The 20,478-nt window shown below is 36.8% G+C and carries 22 protein-coding genes; 16 read left to right on the forward strand and 6 right to left on the reverse strand.

Annotated features, from left to right (window positions below; translation table 11 throughout):
* Positions 1 to 110: 110 nt before the first annotated feature.
* Entirely contained in the window at positions 111 to 1,973 is a 1,863-nt protein-coding gene (locus FA727_RS18860) for a transglycosylase domain-containing protein (RefSeq protein WP_170209290.1), read from the reverse strand.
* 270 nt (positions 1,974 to 2,243) lie between these two features.
* Between FA727_RS18860 and kapD the strand changes: the two genes are divergently transcribed.
* A complete protein-coding gene (kapD, locus tag FA727_RS18865; RefSeq protein WP_136833083.1) occupies positions 2,244 to 2,864 on the forward strand; it encodes a 3'-5' exonuclease KapD in 621 nt (206 codons plus the stop codon).
* Between the two features lie 41 nt (positions 2,865 to 2,905).
* On the opposite strand, the gene kapB is transcribed toward kapD, so the two are convergent.
* A complete protein-coding gene (gene kapB, locus FA727_RS18870) occupies positions 2,906 to 3,286 on the reverse strand; it encodes a kinase-associated lipoprotein KapB (RefSeq protein WP_136833084.1) in 381 nt (126 codons plus the stop codon).
* 131 nt (positions 3,287 to 3,417) lie between these two features.
* On the opposite strand from kapB, the gene FA727_RS18875 reads away from it, so the two are divergent.
* A complete protein-coding gene (locus FA727_RS18875) occupies positions 3,418 to 3,618 on the forward strand; it encodes a hypothetical protein (RefSeq protein WP_136833085.1) in 201 nt (66 codons plus the stop codon).
* A gap of 69 nt (positions 3,619 to 3,687) precedes the next feature.
* Here the strand turns inward: FA727_RS18875 and FA727_RS18880 are convergent, their stop codons facing one another.
* Positions 3,688 to 4,857 (reverse strand): MalY/PatB family protein, encoded by a 1,170-nt coding sequence (locus FA727_RS18880; protein WP_136833086.1) that lies wholly within the window; start codon positions 4,855 to 4,857, stop codon positions 3,688 to 3,690.
* Positions 4,858 to 4,944: 87 nt separating this feature from the next.
* Here FA727_RS18880 and FA727_RS18885 point away from each other — a divergent pair, with 87 nt between their 5' ends.
* Positions 4,945 to 5,205 carry a DUF1871 family protein gene (locus FA727_RS18885; RefSeq protein WP_136833087.1) on the forward strand — a complete coding sequence of 87 codons (261 nt, stop codon included), beginning with the start codon at positions 4,945 to 4,947 and terminating at the stop codon, positions 5,203 to 5,205.
* 9 nt (positions 5,206 to 5,214) lie between these two features.
* On the opposite strand, the gene FA727_RS18890 is transcribed toward FA727_RS18885, so the two are convergent.
* Complete coding sequence (locus tag FA727_RS18890) at positions 5,215 to 6,045, reverse strand: alpha/beta fold hydrolase (RefSeq protein ID WP_136833088.1); 831 nt, start codon at positions 6,043 to 6,045, stop codon at positions 5,215 to 5,217.
* A 113-nt stretch (positions 6,046 to 6,158) separates the two neighbouring features.
* On the opposite strand from FA727_RS18890, the gene FA727_RS18895 reads away from it, so the two are divergent.
* Positions 6,159 to 6,659 carry an Lrp/AsnC family transcriptional regulator gene (locus FA727_RS18895; protein ID WP_136833089.1) on the forward strand — a complete coding sequence of 167 codons (501 nt, stop codon included), beginning with the start codon at positions 6,159 to 6,161 and terminating at the stop codon, positions 6,657 to 6,659.
* 1 nt (position 6,660) lies between these two features.
* Positions 6,661 to 7,824: an aminotransferase gene (locus FA727_RS18900; RefSeq protein ID WP_136833090.1), complete on the forward strand. Its 1,164-nt coding sequence runs from the start codon at positions 6,661 to 6,663 to the stop codon at positions 7,822 to 7,824.
* A gap of 318 nt (positions 7,825 to 8,142) precedes the next feature.
* Here FA727_RS18900 and FA727_RS18905 read toward each other — a convergent pair whose 3' ends face one another.
* Together FA727_RS18905 and FA727_RS18910 are read right to left on the reverse strand one after the other, a co-directional pair.
* On the reverse strand, positions 8,143 to 8,349 hold the full coding sequence (locus FA727_RS18905; protein WP_136833091.1) for a helix-turn-helix domain-containing protein: 207 nt from the start codon (positions 8,347 to 8,349) through the stop codon (positions 8,143 to 8,145).
* Positions 8,350 to 8,450: 101 nt separating this feature from the next.
* On the reverse strand, positions 8,451 to 9,794 hold the full coding sequence (locus FA727_RS18910) for a sodium-dependent transporter (RefSeq protein WP_136833092.1): 1,344 nt from the start codon (positions 9,792 to 9,794) through the stop codon (positions 8,451 to 8,453).
* Positions 9,795 to 10,536: 742 nt separating this feature from the next.
* Here FA727_RS18910 and FA727_RS18915 point away from each other — a divergent pair.
* From FA727_RS18915 to rfbA, 11 genes are all read left to right on the forward strand, one after another.
* Complete coding sequence (locus tag FA727_RS18915) at positions 10,537 to 10,872, forward strand: helix-turn-helix domain-containing protein (RefSeq protein ID WP_136833093.1); 336 nt, start codon at positions 10,537 to 10,539, stop codon at positions 10,870 to 10,872.
* Positions 10,873 to 10,965: 93 nt separating this feature from the next.
* Positions 10,966 to 11,697 (forward strand): YveK family protein, encoded by a 732-nt coding sequence (locus tag FA727_RS18920; protein WP_136833094.1) that lies wholly within the window; start codon positions 10,966 to 10,968, stop codon positions 11,695 to 11,697.
* Positions 11,687 to 12,373 (forward strand): CpsD/CapB family tyrosine-protein kinase, encoded by a 687-nt coding sequence (locus FA727_RS18925; RefSeq protein ID WP_136833095.1) that lies wholly within the window; start codon positions 11,687 to 11,689, stop codon positions 12,371 to 12,373. The genes FA727_RS18920 and FA727_RS18925 overlap by 11 nt, the downstream gene beginning before the upstream one ends.
* 33 nt (positions 12,374 to 12,406) lie before the next feature.
* Positions 12,407 to 13,297: a UTP--glucose-1-phosphate uridylyltransferase GalU gene (gene galU, locus FA727_RS18930; RefSeq protein WP_136833096.1), complete on the forward strand. Its 891-nt coding sequence runs from the start codon at positions 12,407 to 12,409 to the stop codon at positions 13,295 to 13,297.
* Between the two features lie 72 nt (positions 13,298 to 13,369).
* Positions 13,370 to 13,981, forward strand: coding sequence for a sugar transferase (locus tag FA727_RS18935; RefSeq protein ID WP_246041968.1), 612 nt, complete (start codon positions 13,370 to 13,372; stop codon positions 13,979 to 13,981).
* Between the two features lie 20 nt (positions 13,982 to 14,001).
* Positions 14,002 to 15,117 (forward strand): EpsG family protein, encoded by a 1,116-nt coding sequence (locus tag FA727_RS18940; protein WP_136833097.1) that lies wholly within the window; start codon positions 14,002 to 14,004, stop codon positions 15,115 to 15,117.
* A 23-nt stretch (positions 15,118 to 15,140) separates the two neighbouring features.
* Positions 15,141 to 16,139 (forward strand): glycosyltransferase family 2 protein, encoded by a 999-nt coding sequence (locus FA727_RS18945; protein WP_136833129.1) that lies wholly within the window; start codon positions 15,141 to 15,143, stop codon positions 16,137 to 16,139.
* Between the two features lie 43 nt (positions 16,140 to 16,182).
* Positions 16,183 to 17,274 (forward strand): glycosyltransferase, encoded by a 1,092-nt coding sequence (locus FA727_RS18950; RefSeq protein ID WP_158318914.1) that lies wholly within the window; start codon positions 16,183 to 16,185, stop codon positions 17,272 to 17,274.
* A 68-nt stretch (positions 17,275 to 17,342) separates the two neighbouring features.
* Positions 17,343 to 18,371 (forward strand): glycosyltransferase, encoded by a 1,029-nt coding sequence (locus FA727_RS18955; RefSeq protein ID WP_136833099.1) that lies wholly within the window; start codon positions 17,343 to 17,345, stop codon positions 18,369 to 18,371.
* Positions 18,364 to 19,530, forward strand: a complete 1,167-nt coding sequence (locus tag FA727_RS18960) for a DegT/DnrJ/EryC1/StrS family aminotransferase (RefSeq protein WP_136833100.1) — start codon at positions 18,364 to 18,366, stop codon at positions 19,528 to 19,530. Before FA727_RS18955 ends, FA727_RS18960 begins: the two co-directional genes overlap by 8 nt.
* Positions 19,531 to 19,565: 35 nt before the next feature.
* Entirely contained in the window at positions 19,566 to 20,462 is an 897-nt protein-coding gene (rfbA, locus tag FA727_RS18965; RefSeq protein WP_136833101.1) for a glucose-1-phosphate thymidylyltransferase RfbA, read from the forward strand.
* The last annotated feature ends 16 nt before the right edge of the window (positions 20,463 to 20,478 follow it).

The raw sequence follows: 20,478 nt of genomic DNA on the forward strand, positions 1-20,478 counted from the left end.
TGAGTGACAAAAACTAGTAGAATGTCGCTCGGGTTGTCATTCAAATAGAGAATGAATGACAAAATCCGGTTGAATATCAGTCAATTTGTCAATCAAACATGCATTAAGCATTATTGTATCCCCGACACAATCTCCTTCCAAATCAACTGGTGAGGAGCGGTTGATTCTACATATTTAATATTTGCAGGATTGTCCTTGCCGACCCATACACCAGCAGTTACTTTATCGGTCAGGCCGATAAACCAAAAATCATGGTAATCATTTGTTGTTCCAGTTTTTCCGCCGATATAAGGACTCGAGAAATATGCTTTTCTTCCTGTTCCGGAAGTGACTACTTTATTTAGTAGAGACCTCATTTTATCAACGGTAGTACTTTTCCATACAATAGTCGGAGAGTCTTCCCATTTATAAAGTACCTTTCCGCTTAAGTCGGTGACTTGCCGAATTGTTCGAGCAGGTTGGTAGTTGCCCCCATTCGCAAAAACGGTAAAGGCATTGGTCATTTCAAGAGAAGTCATACCGTAAGAAAATCCTCCAATTGCTGCAGGTAATCGCTGATCTTCAGCAGTGACCTTTTTGAATTGAAACTTAGCTAAGTCATTAAAGGCGTTCTCGATTCCAGTTTTATTCAGAATCCGTACAGCAGGTGTGTTGTAGGACTTAATCAATGCTTGCTCAAGCGTAACCTTTCCGTAAGTGCCTTCGCCATAATTTTTTGGACAATATTCATTAAAGCAAATATTATCAGCACTTATTTTTTCAGATAGCGCGGCGTTTGTTTGATTGATATAAGGTGCATAGACGAGCAATGGCTTTATTGCAGAACCAGGCTGACGGTACCCTTGATATGCGCGGTTAAAATCATATTTCTGATAATTTTTTCCACCAACAAGGGCGATGATTTCGTGAGCTCCATGATCAATCACGGTGGCTGAGCCCTCGATGTCTTCATAAGGAAGAAATCGTTTCACAGCTTGAACTGCTCTTTCCTGAACCGTCGGATTCAAAGCAGTTTCAATCACAATGCCTGAAGCGATAACTTCGTTTACTCGAGTGTCTAAATTCTTTTCCAGTAACTCTTTTTGAGAAGCATCGGCTCCGGCCATTTGTACAGTGAAGCCTTCTGCTTGAGCAATTAAATCCTTTAATTCACTCTCTACAAACGTGACATAATCGGGGTATTGATCAATCCTCTTTTTCGGATTGAGGTGGATGTTTTCCCCTTTTAGGGCCATCGCTTCTTCATTATTAAGAAGACCATCTTTTGCAACTAAATCGATTAATCGTTCCTGTCGGGCCTTTGTTTGCTCAAAATGAGTAATCGGATTGTACAAGGTTGGATTATTTGGGATCGCTGCTAAAAAAGCGAGCTCCGCTTTCGTTAGCTGTTCCGTACTTTTTTGAAAATAAGTGTTGGCAGCTGCCTCAATCCCGTAAGCACCGCTATTAAAATAAATCGTATTTAAATAGAGTTCTAATATCTCTTCCTTGGAGTATGTACGCTCTAGCTGATACGCGTAAAGGACCTCACTTAATTTACGATTATAGGTCTGCTCGTAGGATAAATAAAGATTGCGTGCGAGCTGTTGGGTAATCGTACTCGCGCCTTCTTCAATTCCGTTTGCTTGTATATTTACCGCTAGGGCTCTTCCCATTGCGGCAATGTCAAAACCAGCATGCTCATAAAAATGCTGGTCTTCTGAAAGAATAAAAATCTCTTTTATGAATTCAGGGATTTTTTCTGAACTCACATAGATTCGGTTCCTAGGCTTGTGAATTTCAGAGATAATTTCTTCGTTTTGATCCTTTATAAAGCTGGATTGGGAAAGGTTTGTTTCTTCAACCTGAATATTTTTATCGAGTACTTTATGTAAGCTTTGTACTCTACTAGTCTCTTCGGAAAGCTGAATGAGAAGTATAATAAATACAGGTAATAATAGTATGATAAAAAAGTAGCCAGTAAACACCCGCATTATTAGTCGTTCCTTCCTAGTACCATTTGTAAATTATTTGAACTTACCTCATTATAGAACAATTTGTGTCGAAAAAAGAGACTTATACGAAAAATAACTCAACAATATTTTCAATTTTACTAGGTAATTTCAGCAAGAAGTTTTCACAGAAAAGTTAAAAAACAATTCTAAAAAATGGTATAATGAATAAATCTAATAGCCATTCAAGATTTTCGGAATGGCGGATTACATACAGGAATAAATAATAAGTTAAGGAGGGAGGGAGAAAAAATGGTGGAGCACCAATATTTATTCATAGACTTTGAATTTACGATGCCTGAAAAAAGTGCCAAGTATCGTGGTTTTTTTCCTGAGATTATTGAAGTCGGAATTGTAGCAGTGCGCAATAATCAAATTTATGAAACATTTTCTTCTTATGTCACGCCCGTACGTTTTCCCATCTTGTCTGCACGCTGCAAGTCATTTTTGAATATTTCACAGGAACAAGTGGACACAGGGATGTCTTTTGCAGAGTTAGTTCGAAAATTTGAAGATATTACCTCTGATTCGAAAAAGAGTACCGTCGTAACTTGGGGGAACATGGATATGAAGGTTCTCCGCAACAATTGCCAAAAGGGTGGTTTTTCTTTTCCGATAAAGAGCCAGGAAATCGATTTGTCGATGGAGTACAAGCGTTTTTTTGGAGACCAAAATCAAACGGGCCTATGGAAGGCTGTCGAGGAATATGGAAAAGAAGGGGTTGGAAAGCATCATCGAGCATTAGATGACGCTCTTACTACCTATCATATTTTCAATCTAGTTGAAAAGGACAAAAAATACTTAAAGCAACATGAACCAACAACGATTGGAGACCGAGTCGATTTCTCCAAGCTGTTCAATAATTTTGCCTAATAAGCCAAATCTCTATCCTATGATTTGGCTTATTATTATATTCATTTAAAATAATCTTGCTCAAGGGTTTCGATATGTTTTAAGCTTTGTTGTGCCCAAGGAGAAGCGTCCTCTTGTAACTCACCCTTTATTTTCTCTACAGCTTCTTTTAAGGAATCCTTATATTCTGGAATTTCTCCCTCGTAAGGCTTAACCATTTTTTTCGGCATATTCGCCTGTTCGCGATAAGCAAGGGCACGTCTTTCATGGAAAAAAGGAACGTCCACTTCCTTCCCAGTATGTATGTCACCTTGCATCGGATGCTTAGCCACGGCTAATACCCTCACCAAATAATGTTCTTCCCGTATATTTGTGATTTCTCCAATATATTTTCCCGTTTTGTAAAACGCAGTTACATAATCGCCGATCTTCAATTCGCTCATGTTTTTGCCCCTTTCTAATTGCTTAATCCTCATTATGACCCAATCTGAATGAAAAACAAAGTGCTTTGAATTCCAAGTTTGTGAGGATATAATGAACAAAAGAGAAGGGTTGGACAGAAAGGGAGAAACAGATGTTACATTGGGGTGTGCTTTCACTATTTTTATATTTTCCTGAGGATAAAACAGAATATATCCCTGCAGGAATCACGTCTGCGATCTTTTTAATTGCAGCGATTATTACGATGCGTTGGATCATCAAAAAATCGAAGCGTGACGAAGAAAAAACGAAAGAACTTGAAGAAAAAATGCTAAAAGAACAACAAGATAAATAAGCTACCTAGTTTAAGAGCTAGGTAGCTTTTACTTTGCTTGAAAGTGTTTAGTGGCTGCCGAAAATTCAGTTAGGAGAATGCTTTTTTTAACCGGTCAAGTCCATCCATAAGCGTCTCGCGTGTGCAAGCAAGGTTCATGCGGACAAATCCTTCGCCACCGGGACCATATTTCGGACCAGGCTCAAGGCCAAGTTTACCTTTCTTAATCAGGTTTTCTTTTATTTCTTCATCGGACAAACCAAGATTACGGCAATCAATCCAAAGAAGATATGTACCATCAGGCTGCATGACAGTCAGTTCCGGCAATTCTCGTTCAATAAAATCGGTAGTGATGTCGATATTTTCTTTCACATAGGCGATGAGTTCCTCTAACCAAGGCTCCCCATGACGGTAGGCTGCTTCCATTGCCGTAACACCAAAGATATTCAAATGAAAGAACCCAAGCTTTCCTTGTGTCGTTTTAAAAGCTTTACGAAGTTCGGTGTTTGGAATAATGGCAGCAGAAGCTTGAAGACCTGCTAAATTAAATGTCTTGCTCGGTGCAACAAAGGTTATGATATGATCTTGATATTTTTCGTCCAATGACACAATCGGGATATGTCGACTCGGCTTGAACATTAAGTCTGAATGAATTTCATCAGAAACGATTAGGCAATTATATTGAATACACAAATCAGCGATTTTTCTTAATTCACTCTCACTCCAAGATCTTCCACTTGGATTATGTGGATTGCATAGGACGAAAAGCTTCGCGCCTTCTTTAAGCTTCTCCTCAAAATCCGCAAAATCAATTTCATAGCGGTTACCTTTTAAGATAAGTGGTGAATTCACGACAACACGATCATTTTGTTCAATCGTTTTAAAAAACGGTGTGTAGACTGGTGATTGAATTAGTACTTTATCTCCAGGCTGTGTGAATGCATGGATGGCGACTCCGATAGAAGGTACAACTCCAGGGCTGTATAAAATCCAAGAAGCTTGAATATCCCAATCATGCCGCTTTTTCACCCATAATTGAATGGCATCAGCCACTGATTCAGGTATGTAAGTATAACCATAGATGCCGTGATTCAGCTGCTCTTTGAGGGCTTCTGTTACCTCATGAGGAGGTTCAAAATCCATATCTGCCACCCACATCGGCAGCACGTCGTCCGTACCAAAAATAACTCGGTTTAGTCCCCATTTGACGGAAGCTGTATTGTGGCGGTCGATCCTTTTATCAAAATCATAATTTCCCATTGTAACACCCCGTTTCTCAGAATATATTCTTACTAATACCTATGATAAAATATTGGAGAGAAAATATAAATCAATTAGGTGATCAGAATGGAATTGTTAGAAACCAATTTAAGACTCGTGAAGGCTTTGAAAAAATGGGATCCCCTAAAGCTTGGTGAGGAAGCATATGATCCAGAGGTTGCTGATTCTGCTGCAGCGGTTCATTATATTGAAGATGAAGAAAAGCTTGCACGGAAAATTCAAGGGATTTATGAGTTTTCCTTTGAGGAAATTATTCCTTTAGAAAAATGTATAAGTATTGCTCATGAGCTATTGCTTATCAAAAATGAAGGGTCATGTTCCATATAAAAAGGGGCCTTATGCCCCTTCGATAAACTCCTTAATATGTGAAAAAACCTCTTCTGGCCGCTCCTCTGGCACTAAGTGACCGGTTTCCTGTAAGACCACAAGTTTGGCGTTCTTCAAATCTTTGTTCAATCGTTTACCAATATGTAACGGCACGACTTTATCTTGTTCTCCCCAAATCAATAAGCAAGGAGTCTCGATTTTTTGCAAAATATCTTCTGGTAAATCACCTTCCCGATCACGGAGTAATCGAGTTAATCCTTTGAAAATCTGTTCTTCTAAAAATGGTTTCATGTAACCATGAAACATCTCTTCATCAATTAATTCCTGACGATAAACGACATTTTGAAGGTTCTTCAGTACGCCTGATTTGGCTAGGTGTCGCTTGACAAATAAATGAAAAAAAGGCATATAGCTAAGCAAAATTAAAGACTGCTTGGACCTTTCTAAATAACCTGAGCTACAAAGTAGTACAGCTTTCTCCACGAGTTCCGGTTGCATATGAGCAATATTTAAAGAAATTTGTCCGCCCATCGAATGTCCAATGACAACAAATCGATCGACCTCTAACTGTTGAGTAAGCTCCACCACTGATTTGGCCATATTTTCATAAGAGTAAACGAATTGCGTTGATTTCCCACTGTTTCCAAATGGGGGAAGGTCAACTGAAAGAACATTGTATTCTTCCTGCAGCAAAGGAACCAAACGGCGAAAACTGAAGGTAGAGGAAAGAAAGCCGTGAATTAATACGACGGTTCTTGAGGACGATTCATTTTTATAATACTCGTAATAAAGGTCGTTGCCGTTGATTAACTTGTGACCTTTGTAATCGGGATTTTCCATGAACAATCCTCCTTTGCAAAAATGTTTTTATCAAAATAGGTAAAAATAAAATATTCAACTAATGGATATTTTGCTATAATTTAAATATTTTATGAAGGATTAAGGTGGTCTTTATGAAGCTAACTGAAAAAGAGCTTGAAATTGTAGAAATTTTGGAAAAAGATGCACGAACTTCAACAGAAGATATCGCGAAAATGTTAAATTTAAGTCTAGAAGAAACAGAAGGTTTAATCAAGAAACTTGAAGAAAGCAACGTCATTGTTCAATATTCAGCTATTGTTGATTGGTCCAAAATTGCTGGTCATGAAGGTGTAACAGCGATGATCGATGTAAAAGTAACTCCAAAACGAGGAGTTGGCTTTGACGAAATTGCTGAGCGAATTTATCGTTTTAAAGAAGTGAAGGCACTTTACTTAATGTCCGGTGCTTACGATTTATCTGTTGTTGTTGAAGGAAAATCGATGAATGAGGTGGCACACTTTGTGTCGGATAAGCTTTCTACATTAGACTCAGTACTTTCCACAACAACTCATTTTATACTGAAGAAATATAAGCATGACGGAACAATTTTTGAACAAAATGATGATGACCGAAGAATTGTGGTGTCTCCTTAATATGAAAAAAACGAGTTATTTATCAAAGACAGTAGAAGAATTAAAGCCATCTGGCATTAGACGTTTTTTTGATTTGGCTGCTGGAATGGAAGGAGTCATTTCTTTAGGGGTAGGGGAGCCAGACTTTGTTACGTCCTGGTCTGTCCGAGAAGCAGCAATTTTGTCATTAGAACAAGGTTATACTTCCTATACGGCGAATGCTGGTTTGATGGAATTAAGAGAAGAAATTTCGGCTTATATGGGGCAGAGCTTCGGTGTTCCGTATTCTCCTAAAAATGAAATCATTGTAACAGTAGGGGCTAGCCAAGCGTTGGATATTGCTTTAAGAGCAATTGTCGATCCAGGCGATGAGGTAATTGTGATCGAGCCTAGCTTTGTTTCCTATGCACCGTTAGTAGTTTTAGCAGGTGGTAAGGCTGTTACGGTGAACACAAAAAAGGAAAATGATTTTAAGGTTTCAAAAGAAGAGTTAGAGCAGGTGATTACGTCTCGTACGAAGGCAATTATTTTATGCTCGCCGAACAATCCAACCGGAACGATGCTGGGCCGTGAGGATCTTATCGGCATTGCGGAAGTGGCGAAAAAGTATGATTTGCTGATTTTATCAGATGAAATATACGCAGAGTTGTCTTACGATGAACAATTTGTTAGTTTGGCTGCCATTGAAGGAATGAGGGAGCGAACAATTCTTATTTCTGGTTTTTCCAAGGGTTTTGCCATGACGGGCTGGCGACTTGGCTTTGTTTGTGCACCAGAAGAACTCACGCAGGCGATGCTAAAAATTCACCAATATGCCATGATGTGTGCACCGACGATGGCGCAATTTGCAGCAGTAGAAGCATTAAAAAATGGACGCGGTGATGTGGAAGATATGAGAAAGAGCTATCGCCGCAGAAGAAACTATTTTGTACATAGTTTGAATGAATTGGGACTAGAGTGCCATGTGCCAGGTGGAGCATTCTACGTATTTCCTTCCATCAAAAGTACAGGTCTAACCTCGACTCAGTTTGCTGAACGGTTATTGCTTGAGGAAAAGGTTGCAGTCGTGCCTGGAGATGTGTTTGGCGAAAGCGGAGAAGGACATATCCGTTGCTCCTATGCTTCCTCAATGGAGCAGCTTCAGGAATCGATTAAAAGAATCAAGAGCTTTATTGAAAGACCATAGTATATGTTTGGGGAGAACGTTGCCTTCATCACCGGGTGGCGTTCTTTTCATTTTGTTTGTTTGGGAAGATGGAGGTTTTATAATGTTTGTGGTGCATGAAAATAGGTTCCTATAGTAACTATGAAGGCTTCATAATGCCCTTCGTGCAGAAAAAGGAGAGCGGATGGTAACTATGAAGGCTCTATAATGCCCGTTGCGAAGAAAGAGATAACCCAGTGGTAACTATGAAATCCCATCTCCACTCTCAAAATCCATCCAACAATAACCAAAGAAAAAGACAGCCACATTCGGCTGTCCTCTTGAACAAGTCTTTAGGTCTCACAATGCTCTAGTATCCATAATCTCTGAAGCAGGAATATCAAGTACAGTTGAAATTTTAAGGATGGTTTCTTTCGTTGGAATCTGTTCCCCGGATTCGTAACTCTCAATTCTCGCAGCACCGACACGAATTTTTAGTGCGAGATCCTCTTGGGACATATTCACTCTTTCCCGATATAGCTTTATATTTTCGCCAATTGAAGCCATGGTCACACCGTCCTTTCATAACAAATCAGATCTATTCTATTTTCATTGTATCATGGAAGGACTGTCTCTAAACTGCGCTTACTTGAATATTTTGTTAACTCTTAGATTAACCCAATTGAATTCAAAAAGACTAGTAGTATGCCAATCGGAACAATGAAACGAATCGCGAAATACCACACGTTAAAAAGTATTCCTAATCCTTTTGTTCCCGATTCTAGCTCATCTTTTACCATTTGTTTTGGAATGCGGTAGCCGACAAACCAAGAAATGAAGAACGCGCCAAGTGGCAAGCTGATGTTACTCACAAGGAAATCAGCAAAATCAAAAATGCTTCGATCCATTATTGTGATATTCGCTAAACTTCCGAAAGACAAAGCACTTGGAATTCCCACGACAAAAATAACAATGCCTGCTAACCAGGAGGCCTTATTTCTTTTACGAGCATCGTTTTTCACTAATACCGACACAACGATTTCCAAAATTGAAAAAGCAGAAGTCAATGTGGCAAATAAGAGTAAAACTAAGAATATCGCAAAAAAGAAGCCACCGAACACAATCTCATTAAAAACAGCTGGTAGCACGACAAACACTAACCCGGGTCCAGCAGTAGGCTCGAATCCTAAAGCGAATACTGCAGGGAAAATCACTAGCCCTGCTAATAACGAAATCAAAATGTTCAATCCGACTACAGAGAAAGCCGACTTTACGATATGTTCTTTTTTAGATAAATAAGATGCGTAAGTGACCATTACGGAAATACCGACGCTTAGAGCAAAGAATGATTGGCCTAAAGCAAGCAACAACGTATTCGCGGATATATGGCTAAAATCTGGCTTGAGTAAAAATTCAACACCGGTGGATGCTCCTGGTAACGTCATGGAGCGGATAGCTAGTACGATAAAAAGGATAAACAATGCAGGCATCATATATTTATTTGCCTTTTCGATTCCTTTTTGTACACCACCTCGAACGACCCAAATCGTTAAAATCATAAAGATAAGCTGAGCAATGACTGCTTCAACTGGATTGCCAATCGTATTTTCAAATAAGGAGCCGTATTCCGCTTGAGTTAATCCCGAAAATGCCCCTGTAAAGCTTCTCCATAAATACGATAAAATCCATCCTCCGACAACACTGTAAAAAGATAACAATATAATCGACGCAATGACGCCTAAGTAACCAAGCAATTGCCAAGGGGAACGTGGTGCAAGTTCACGATAAGCACTAATCGCATCTTTCTGTGTACGTCGTCCAATCACAAATTCAGCAATTAAGATTGGAGCCCCGATAAATATGGTCATTAAAATAAAGATAAGAAAGAAGATTGCTCCTCCATTCGTTCCCGCAACATAAGGGAACTTCCAAATTGCACCGAGCCCGATGGCGGACCCTGCTGCGGCTAAAATAAAACCTAATTTCGATGTCCATTGTTCCTGTGTATTCATGAATGCAAATCTCCTTCAATCAATTCGTATTTTTACATGGTACTACGAATGAGGGGAAAAGGGTAGTTTTAAAGAATTAAGTCTATTTTTGGAAAAATTTAGTTTGAGAAATGTATTGACCTGTTCTTTATTAAGAATTAAAATAATCATATTAAAACAAAATAAAAGTTTTTTATCAAATGACTTTGATTCAAACGTTCTTTATTAAGAATGATATGAACGGTTTTTATTTTCTTATTTTGTTCTTTATAAAGAATTTATTGTAATCTAATAAGGGATTTAATGAAAAATTGGCGATGTCTTCTTGCCATTATCAATGAAGGCACTCGGTTATGCTGTGGGTTGTAATCAACCTTAGACGCTAGTCGTCAAAAGTGTGATGTGAGGATGGGTTAGATGCCCACTTTAATTATGCTTAAATTCTTAACTATGAAGTTTTCTCTTATAAATATCATGAACTATATATCACCTATTTTTACACATATTGGAACTTTAAGGGAATAAGATCAGAAGACATTATAGTTAAGGATTTATATTTATTTTATAGAACTTGGAGGTGTGTAATTGTGTCATTATTGGTTACTTTCAGTAAGACGAAGTGATAGCTTTAATATCTTCCTAATGAATAGATAATGAGAATGTATATTGGAGAGGTTAGTTTTAGTAATGAATAGCATCTGACTTGTAAGTGACGACACGTGTAACACTTAATTTGGTGAGTAGAAAAAGGGGCATTTAATCAATGATTGGTAAAAATATTGGAGAAATTAGAAGGAAAAGAGGATATACATTAACTGAGCTCGCCCAATTATCGAATGTTTCAAAATCATACTTAAGTAATATTGAACGCAATATTCACCAGAACCCTTCCCTCGATGTCATTCAAAAAATTGCTACTGTCTTAAATGTAGATTTGGTCACACTTTTAAAGACAGGGACAGATTTTGATAAACATCTTTCGTATGATTGCGAATGGGTTGTCTTGATGCATGAACTTAAGGAATTAGGTATTGAGAAAGATCAGATAGAAGAATACAAAACTCTGATTGAATTCATTAAATGGAAGAATGAAAAATAGACTAGGAAACTATTTTACATGTCCACGTCGTATACCTTGTCAAATATCTCTCATACATACCACGTGGCTTTGGGAATAACTATGGAGGTTCACATGGAAGAATCAATCAGTATAAAGGATATATTTAAAATACTAATTAATCGCTGGAAGCTTCTTGTTACAATCCCCATCTTTGCAGCTCTTATATGTAGTGCTGTAACATACTACTACTTGACTCCAGTCTATCAGGCTTCTACACAAATATTAGTTAATCAGAAAAACTCGGAAAATATGATTGATATTGGTCAACAACAGAGTAATATCAGTTTAATTAACACTTACAGTGTTATTATCAAGAGCCCAGCAATTTTGGAGAAGGTAATTGAAAATCTTAACCTATCCACAAGCGTTGAGCAACTAAATAAAGGAATTTCAGTAGGAAGTCAAAGTAATTCTCAGGTATTTTCCTTAATGTTTCAGCATAGTGATCCAGAGATGGCTGTGAAAATTGTCAATTCAATTACTGATACATTTCAAAAAGAAGTTAAAAACATTATGAACGTGGATAATGTAAGTGTATTAGCAAAAGCAGAGCAAAAAGAGAAACGGGTACCCGTAAAACCAAAACCATTATTGATTATTGCGGCTGGAGTATCGGTGAGTTTGGCACTTGGAATTGGTTGGGCTTTGTTATCTGAATACTTAGACAACACGGTTAAGAACAGTCAAGAAGTAGATATATTTCTAGCTCTACCAGTGCTCGGTTCGATTGAAGAAATATCAAAACAGAAAGTCAAAAAAGCCACTAAATTACATGAAGTAGGGGTTGAGACATTTGGGACGTAAGCAAAAAAATAAAAGTAAGAATTCGGTAGAGTTGCTTGCCCATAATTTCCCGAGAATGTCTGTAACAGAGCAGTATCGACTAATTCGAACAAACATTTTGTATTCAGCTGTGGATAAAGAAATCAAATCGATTATGATTACGTCACCAGAGCAAGGTGAAGGGAAGTCTACCACAGCTACCAATCTTGCTATTGTTCTAGCTCAACAGGGAAAAAAGGTACTACTTGTTGATACGGATTTAAGGAAGCCCTCACTCCACCTTGTTTTTAATATTAGCAATCAAATAGGACTTACTAGTGCATTGAGGAAAGAAGTATATTTAGATGAGGCCATAACGAAAACCTATATTCCACATTTGGATGTTCTAACAAGCGGTCCTATTCCATTAAATCCTTCCGAGTTATTAAATTCTAATTCAATGAAGGTGCTCATGAAGGAAATGTATACTGACTATCATTTTATCGTCTTTGATACACCACCTGCACTTTCTGTTACAGATGCTCAAGTACTAGCCAATCAATGCGATGGTGTGGTACTCGTGATTAGTAGTAGAAAAACGTTGAAAAATGCAGCTTTAGAGGCAAAGGAGTTATTGGAAAAAGCACAAGCTCAGCTGCTTGGTGTGGTTTTAAATCGAATAGAGCGAAAGCGAGGTTCGAGAAAGTATCATGTATGAACTATAAAAAGTGGAACTAGGGGAGATTGGGATATGAAAAAAATAAGAAAAGCGATTATTCCAGCAGCAGGACTTGGAACGAGATTTTTACCTGTAACGAAAGCAATGCCGAAGGAAATGCTACCCATTGTTGATAAACCCACCATCCAATATATTGTAGAAGAAGCAATTGCTTCTGGAATTGAAGACATCATTATTGTAACTGGGAAAGGAAAACGAGCAATTGAAGATCATTTTGACAATGCATTTGAGCTTGAAAATAATTTGATGGAAAAAAACAAGTTTGAATTACTTGAAAAGGTTCAGGCACCGTCAAAGGTAGATATTCATTATATTCGCCAAAAGGAACCAAAAGGATTAGGTCATGCGGTCTGGTGTGCCAGGAAATTTGTCGATGATGAGCCATTTGCTGTCTTGCTGGGTGATGACATTGTTCAGTCTCAAGTACCATGCATGCGTCAATTGATGAATGAATATGAAAAAACTGGCTCTTCCGTTATTGCTGTCCAAAATGTACCTACAGGTGAAACGGATCGTTATGGAATTGTAGATTTTAAAAAACAATTAGGTAGACGTTATGAGATTAAGAACCTGATCGAGAAACCAGCACTTGGTGAAGAACCATCGAATTTGGCGATAATTGGTCGTTACGTCTTTACTCCTGAAATCTTTACTTTTTTAGATAAACAAGAAATAGGGGCAGGAGGAGAAATCCAACTCACTGATGCCATTCAACAATTAAATAATGTCCAAAGTGTGTTTGCTTATCAATTTGAAGGAAAACGCTTTGATGTTGGAGAGAAATTAGGATTTATTCAAACGATAATTGAATTTGCCCTGAGTCAGGATGAGTTAAGAGATGACCTGCTTCGCTATTTAATCAATAAAGTATCATTGGAGAAGTTGTCTGAGGGGGTAAAGTAGTTGGAGTCTCAGGTGAATAGTAGGAAGCTTACAAGTCAGGACTACGTAGTCGCTAGTAGGAATGATGATAAAGTGTTCTTAATCATAAAAAGAATAATGGATGTAATGGGGGCGCTAATAGGTATATTAGTGCTTTTTTTATTGATGCTGCTTTTTTTTGCAATTTATCAATTAGGTGAAAACAAAGGGCCCATGTTTTACAAACAAGTAAGAGTAGGGAAAAACGGAAAGAGGTTTGAAGTGTACAAGTTTCGTTCCATGGTCATCGATGCAGAGGAAAAATTATTGAAAAATAAAATCCTTTATCAAAAATATCTAAAGAACAATTATAAGTTAGAGCAAGAAGAGGATCCTAGATTGACGAAATTCGGGAAATTTATCCGCAATACCAGTCTTGACGAATTTCCGCAATTTATTAATGTCTTGAGAGGTGAAATGAGTCTTGTTGGCCCAAGACCTGTGGTAGATATTGAATTACAAGAATATAAAGAGAGAGTTCAAGAGTTTCTATCGGTAAAACCAGGTATTACGGGCTATTGGCAATCAGGTGGAAGAAGTACAGTTGGCTACCCAGAGCGGGTGGATATCGAACTTTATTACGTATTCAATCGTTCATTACAGCTCGATATTAAGATATTATTTAATACGTTTGTACAGGTGATTAATCGAAAAGGGGCATATTAAAAACATTCTAGGAGAAGCTTATGCTTATTTATTTTATTCTACTCGTTACTATATTTTACTGCTTTTTCCTTTCGAGAATTACGATAATTAAGCATACCTCTGGCGGGGGAAATGAAATATTTGTTTCCCGAAGCAAATGGGTCCTCCTGATATGGTTTATCCTTCTCCTTGTCTTAGTTGCCTTTAAGGGGATGGAAGTTGGCGTCGATTACCCTATGTATTATGGTTTTTTTGTTCAAGAAAATTATCGTGAACTTCTAGAGCCGGGAATTAGTTTTTTATATGATTTAGCAGTAAAATATGATAATTTTTATGTCTTTTCTATTCTTGTCTATTCATTATTTCTTCTGTTCATGTTTTATGGAATTAAGAAGAATACCCCGAACTATGTAATTAGTATCTTATTATTTGTCATTATGCACATTTATTACAATGCCTTTAATCAAATACGTCAATTATTAGCTGTTTCGATTGTATTTTGCTTTGTCCATTTTCTCACTTCTGGTAAAAAAATCGATAAACTCAAATATGTTTTTATTCTTTTATTAGCTCTATGGTTTCATAATAGTGCTATTTTTTTATTTATCCTCTTTTTTATGCCGAAGAAAAAATATAGTTCGAAGCTAGTGATTCCACTTTTTCTGATTACGATCGTTCTATATTTTATTCCAGGTTTTAAAAATCAAATAGGAGAGCTAATGATCGCCATTTCAGGGTCCTATGGAGAGAAATATTCAAGCGGTTATAACTTTTTTGGCGTGAATAAGGAAAAAGGATTGTTGCAGTTAATTCCGGTGATCGTGCAAATGATATTCGTTGTAGTCTCTCTTTATATACCCAAGTTTAATAGAAAGTTAAACCTAAATGAAAAATTATATATTTTTAGCACGAACGCTGTCATTATTAATCTTTGTCTCTATGCTCTTGCTGGAGTGGAAGCGGTAGATCGACTACAAATCTACTTTTCTAGCTTTAACATTTATTTTTATGCTTACTTAATACATCTCCTAATAAATAGGAAAAAAATATTCGAGCAGTTTTTTGTTTTTCTCATCATTGCTTTTTGGATTTTGTATTACACATTGAGGTTATCGATCAATGTTCATGGCATTGTTCCGTATAACTTTTTTATTTAGAGCATGGTTAGGAGAATTTGATGATGGATGGATTAAGTGTAGTCATTCCAATTTATAATGTGGAAAAATATATTACTCAATGTTTAACCTCGATTGTAGAAAGTCTTGGTACGTTCACAAATGTTCAAGTTATTCTTGTCGATGATGGATCCAAAGATGAGTCAGGAAAAATAGCTCAGAGCTTCGCTGCACAGTATGAACTGTTTTTGTATGCATTGAAAGAGAATGGTGGTTTATCAGATGCGAGGAATTTCGGTCTGAAATTTGTTAAATACTCCTATGTGACCTTCCTCGACAGTGATGATTATATTGCGGAAAATTATTTTTCAGAGATTTTTAATGCGTTAAAAAGCGAACCTGACATGGTTATTTTTGATTGGATGGATGTAGGGGATGATGATTATACGAATATTGTAAAAGGGATCGAAATTCCTGAGTACTTATGGACCGTACAACCAAGCGCATGGAATAAAGTTTATAAAACAAAATTATTTGATAAGGTGGAATTTCCCAAGGGGAAGATTTATGAAGATGTGGGAACGACTTATAAGCTCCTTTCCTTTATTGAAGATTACGTGTACATTAACAAACCTATATACAAATATCGTAAAAATAGACAAGGTAGTATTTTAACGACTATTTCTCCTAGGATTAATGATATTTATGATGTGTTAGAAGATACCTATACATTTTACAAAAGAAATGGTGCTTTTTCGAAAAACGCAGAGGGGCTTTGTTATCAGTACGTCAAAATTTTGCTATGGCCCAATATGTATCGGCAGTTAAAGTACTACAAATTAAACTTTGTGGGTTTTTACAAAAAAATGAAAACTACAAGAGAGCTAATCTATCATTATTTTGCTGATTGGAAAGAGAATCCCTATCTATTAACGAATACAAGCTATTTTTCGAATCGATTTGGGGACAGCTATATAAAGAAAATGGATCGATTAGGAGAAGGGTTTCTCATGACCGCAATTACAGTCGTCTTCCTAACGATTAGAAATATTAAGAAAAGATGAAACGAGGTGTCTTCCACTGGTGAGAAAAAAATTGTTGTTTATTATGCAAAGTCTTCAGGGTGGAGGGGCGGAGAGGGTAACGCTCGATGTAATCAAACACCTTGATAAAAGTCTCTTTGAACCGACTATATTGGTCGTCAACTATTTCGGAGAATTAGTCTCAACTGTTCCGAAAGATATCAAGGTGATTCCAGTATTAAGAGAAAGGGAGAAGAGTTATTTTCACTTTTTCAAAGTAATTAGAACAGTTCTAAAGGCTGCAAAACAATCTGATTTAATCATTGGTACATTAGAGATGACTCCAACATACTTGGCATCTATTGTTTCGGTCTTGACGAAGAAACCTGCGATTGGTTGGGTGCATATCGATGTGAAACAATATCCGAAAATAAATGCTCCAATTCATCGCTATCTTACTCGGAAATTGTACAAAAGGTTAAAAGTTGTCATTGCTGTTTCCGATGGGGCGAAAAAGTCATTTGAAGAAATGTTTCCCAATCTTCAGGTACGTGTTAAGCGTATTTACAATCCGATTCGTATAGAAGAAATAAGTCATTTGTTCTTGGAGCAACATGACCTTGAAGAAGTCAATGAACCTATTATTTTAGGTATTGGGAGGCTGACGGCCGCCAAGGGATTTGACAACCTTATTAAAGCCCATAAATATTTGCTAGATCAGAAGATACCTAATCAGTTGATCATATTAGGAGAAGGTGACCAAAGAGCATCTCTAGAAACCTTAATTGCTGAACTTCAAGTACAGAAAAGCGTAAGGCTAAAGGGATTCGTGAATAACCCATACAAATATTTACGTACAGCAAATGTCTTTGTATTAAGCTCCAGATACGAAGGCTTTTCCTTAGTTGTGGCTGAAGCTTTGGCAGCAGGAATTCCAGTTGTGTCAACGAATTGTCAAAGTGGTCCTGCGGAGATCCTTGAGGATGGAAAATATGGTCTCTTGTCTCCTCAAGATGATTATAAGGCATTAGGAAATAGAATACATGAAACGATAATGAGTGACTCGGAACAAAATAAACATGAAAGAATATTAAGGGCAAATGATTTTTCACTTCAAAAAATTATTCCAGAATATGAGTATTTATTTCGAACAATTTTAGAAGAAACTCCATCTTAATTCCAACTCTTTAATAATAGTTTCTTGTATCAGATGGAAAATGAAGAAAAAGTGGGTGGTAATAAGTAATGAATGACGTTAAGGTGAGTGTTATTATCCCAGTTTATAATAACGAGAAATTCCTAAATAAATGTCTTGATAGTGTTCTAAATCAAACATTAAGTGATTGTGAAATTATCACTGTCAATGATGGTTCAATAGATGGAAGTCTTGATATTTTAAGAAATTATGAAAATTCTCATTCCGATATCGTCGTGATTGATCAAGAAAACGGTGGTTACTCGAATGCTGTGAATCGTGCATTGAGTGTTGCTACTGGAAACTATATCGCATTTGTTGACGCGGATGACTACATTGAACCCAAAATGTTAGAGACATTATACTATGAAGCTACCTTTCATGATTTAGATGTCGTTTTGTGCAATTGGGATAGAGTGGACGTGAAGGGGAATTTCATAAATCACCATGATCACGTAGATTTTGATAACAAAATATTTACTAGTAGCGAAATCATACGCGAGTTTTTCTTAAATAAGAAAGAGCTTGTAGAAGCTTATTCGTGGAATAAATTAATGAAACGGAGTCTATTTCAGGATTTCCAAATCGAATACCCTGATATTAGCTATGGAGATATACCTACTATTTTCAAAATATTAACAAAAATAAAAAAATGTAAGTACATTAATCAAACTTTTTATCATTACGTCCAGCATCATACCTCATTTTCCTTTTCAAAAAATGAAAAAAATGTAACCAGCTTTATTGAGGCAATTCATAGGGTAAAGGATGTATTGGAAGAAGAGAATCTATTCGGTAAATATAGAAAAGAATATTTTATCTATACGAGTGGCTGCTTTTTAACTGAGTTTGGTGCTTGTTCTGAAGTTTTAAAAGAGTCAGATAAATTAAGAGAAACCTTTGAGAAAAATTTAAAGCCAATCACAATTCAGGAATTCATCAAATATAATCGTCCAATCGATTATGAATTATTGCTAAAGCTATTCTTATATAAAGCAGGATTACTGCGATTATGTATGGTTAGTTACCATAAAATAAAACCTATTTTTGAAGGGAAAAGAGTTGATAAATATGCATGAGACTAGTGTGGTGTCACGTGCGATTCCAGCTTTAAAACAGCCAATTCATGTTACAAGTCCCCTACTTCCAGATATTCAGAATTTACATGTTAGATTAAGAGAAGTCTGGGAAAAGAAATGGGTAACAAATAACGGAGAGCAGCATCGACAATTAGAAGAAGCATTAAAGAACTATTTAGAGATTGATGAAATTTCGCTTTTTAATAATGGTACTTTAGCTTTGGTACTTGGAATAAAAACTTTAGAGTTAACAGGGGAAGTAATTACAACGCCTTTTACCTTTCCTGCTACAGTTCAGGCTCTTGATTGGAATGGGCTAACACCGATATTTTGTGATATTGAAAAAGATAGTTGGAATATTGATGCCTATAAAATTGAATCATTAATTACGGATAAAACTAGTGCTATTCTAGCTGTCCATGTATTTGGAAATCCGTGCAACGTTGTGAAAATACAGGAGATAGCGGAAAAATATCATCTGAAGGTGATTTATGACGGTGCTCATGCATTTGGAACAAAAATAAATAATAAGCCGATCAGTCGTTATGGCGATATGACGATGTTAAGTTTTCATGCAACGAAACTATTCAATACGATTGAAGGAGGCGCACTGATCTTCAATGATCCTGCTTTGATAGAAAAGGTGAATAGTCTTAAAAACTTTGGTTTAGTGAGCCCAGAGGAAGTAAAATTCTCTGGACTAAACGCAAAGATGAACGAGATTCAAGCTAGTGTTGGACTCGAAGTATTAAAGATTATAGATGAAGAAAGAACAAAAAGGGACCATATACGACGTACGTATGAAAATGAACTCGATGAAGTTCCAGGCATACGTATTGTTACAATGCATCACAAAGAAAGTAGTAGTTATCAGTATTTTGTTATTGAGATAAATGAAAATGAATTTGGTCGCTCTAGAGATTGGGTGCACGAAGAATTCAAAAACTATAATGTGTTTACGAGAAGATATTTTACACCCCTATGTAGTGATTTTGCATGGTATAGCCATTTATCATCGGCACATAAGAAAAATTTACCACAGGCTTATAAAACGGTTTCGGAAACTCTTTCTATGCCTTTTTATGGAGGTCTAGAAAAAGAGGACGTCATTAGAATCTGTGAAATTTTAAAGAGCTTTTATTCGAAGGTTGTTCAGTAAGTGGACGAGAAAAATTCTCAAAAGTGGGTGAGAGATTGAAAGGGATTATTATGGCAGGTGGCTCTGGTACTCGACTATATCCTCTTACAAAGGCTGTTTCAAAACAAATTTTACCGATCTATGATAAACCGATGATTTACTATCCTTTGTCTGTATTAATGCTCGCGGGAATTAGGGAAATTTTATTAATTTCGACCCCAAGAGATGTTGAGGTCTTTAAGAACCTATTAGGAGATGGAAAACACCTTGGAATTAGCATTGAATATGCTATTCAAAACCATCCCAATGGATTGGCGGAAGCATTTATCATTGGAGAAAAATTTATTGATCATTCACCTGTTGCTTTAATTTTGGGGGATAATATCTTTTACGGAACTGATTTCGGAAATAAAGTACAAGAAGCTGCCTCTTTAATAAAAGGAGGCATTATTTTTGGTTGTTTTGTAAAAGATCCGAGGGCCTATGGTGTTGTTGAAGTGGATGAGCATGATAATGCGATCTCTATTGAAGAAAAACCAGAGGAGCCAAAATCGTCGTATGCTGTACCTGGGCTATATTTCTTTGATTATCAAGTGGTAGAAATAGCAAAGAAGGTAACCCCTTCTACTAGAGGTGAACTGGAAATAACATCCGTCATAGAACAATATATCGCTAGAAGAGAGCTTAAAGTCGAACTGTTAGGAAGAGGCTTAGCATGGCTTGATACAGGAACGAACGAATCGTGGCTGGAAGCATGTAATTTTGTTGAAGCAGTTCAAAAGCGCCAGGGATTATATATCGCCTGCATTGAAGAAATCGCCTTTCGCAGAGGATATATTTCAAGACAGCAGCTACAGGATTTAGCATTTCCATTAATGAAAACAAACTATGGAAAATATTTAATGGAAATTGCTAATAGTAAAAATTCTATGCCATTGCTCTATTCTTATTAGTTGTGGGGGTGAAATA

This window comes from Robertmurraya kyonggiensis (genome assembly GCF_005116465.1).
GTDB classification, from domain to species: domain Bacteria; phylum Bacillota; class Bacilli; order Bacillales; family Cytobacillaceae; genus Robertmurraya; species Robertmurraya kyonggiensis.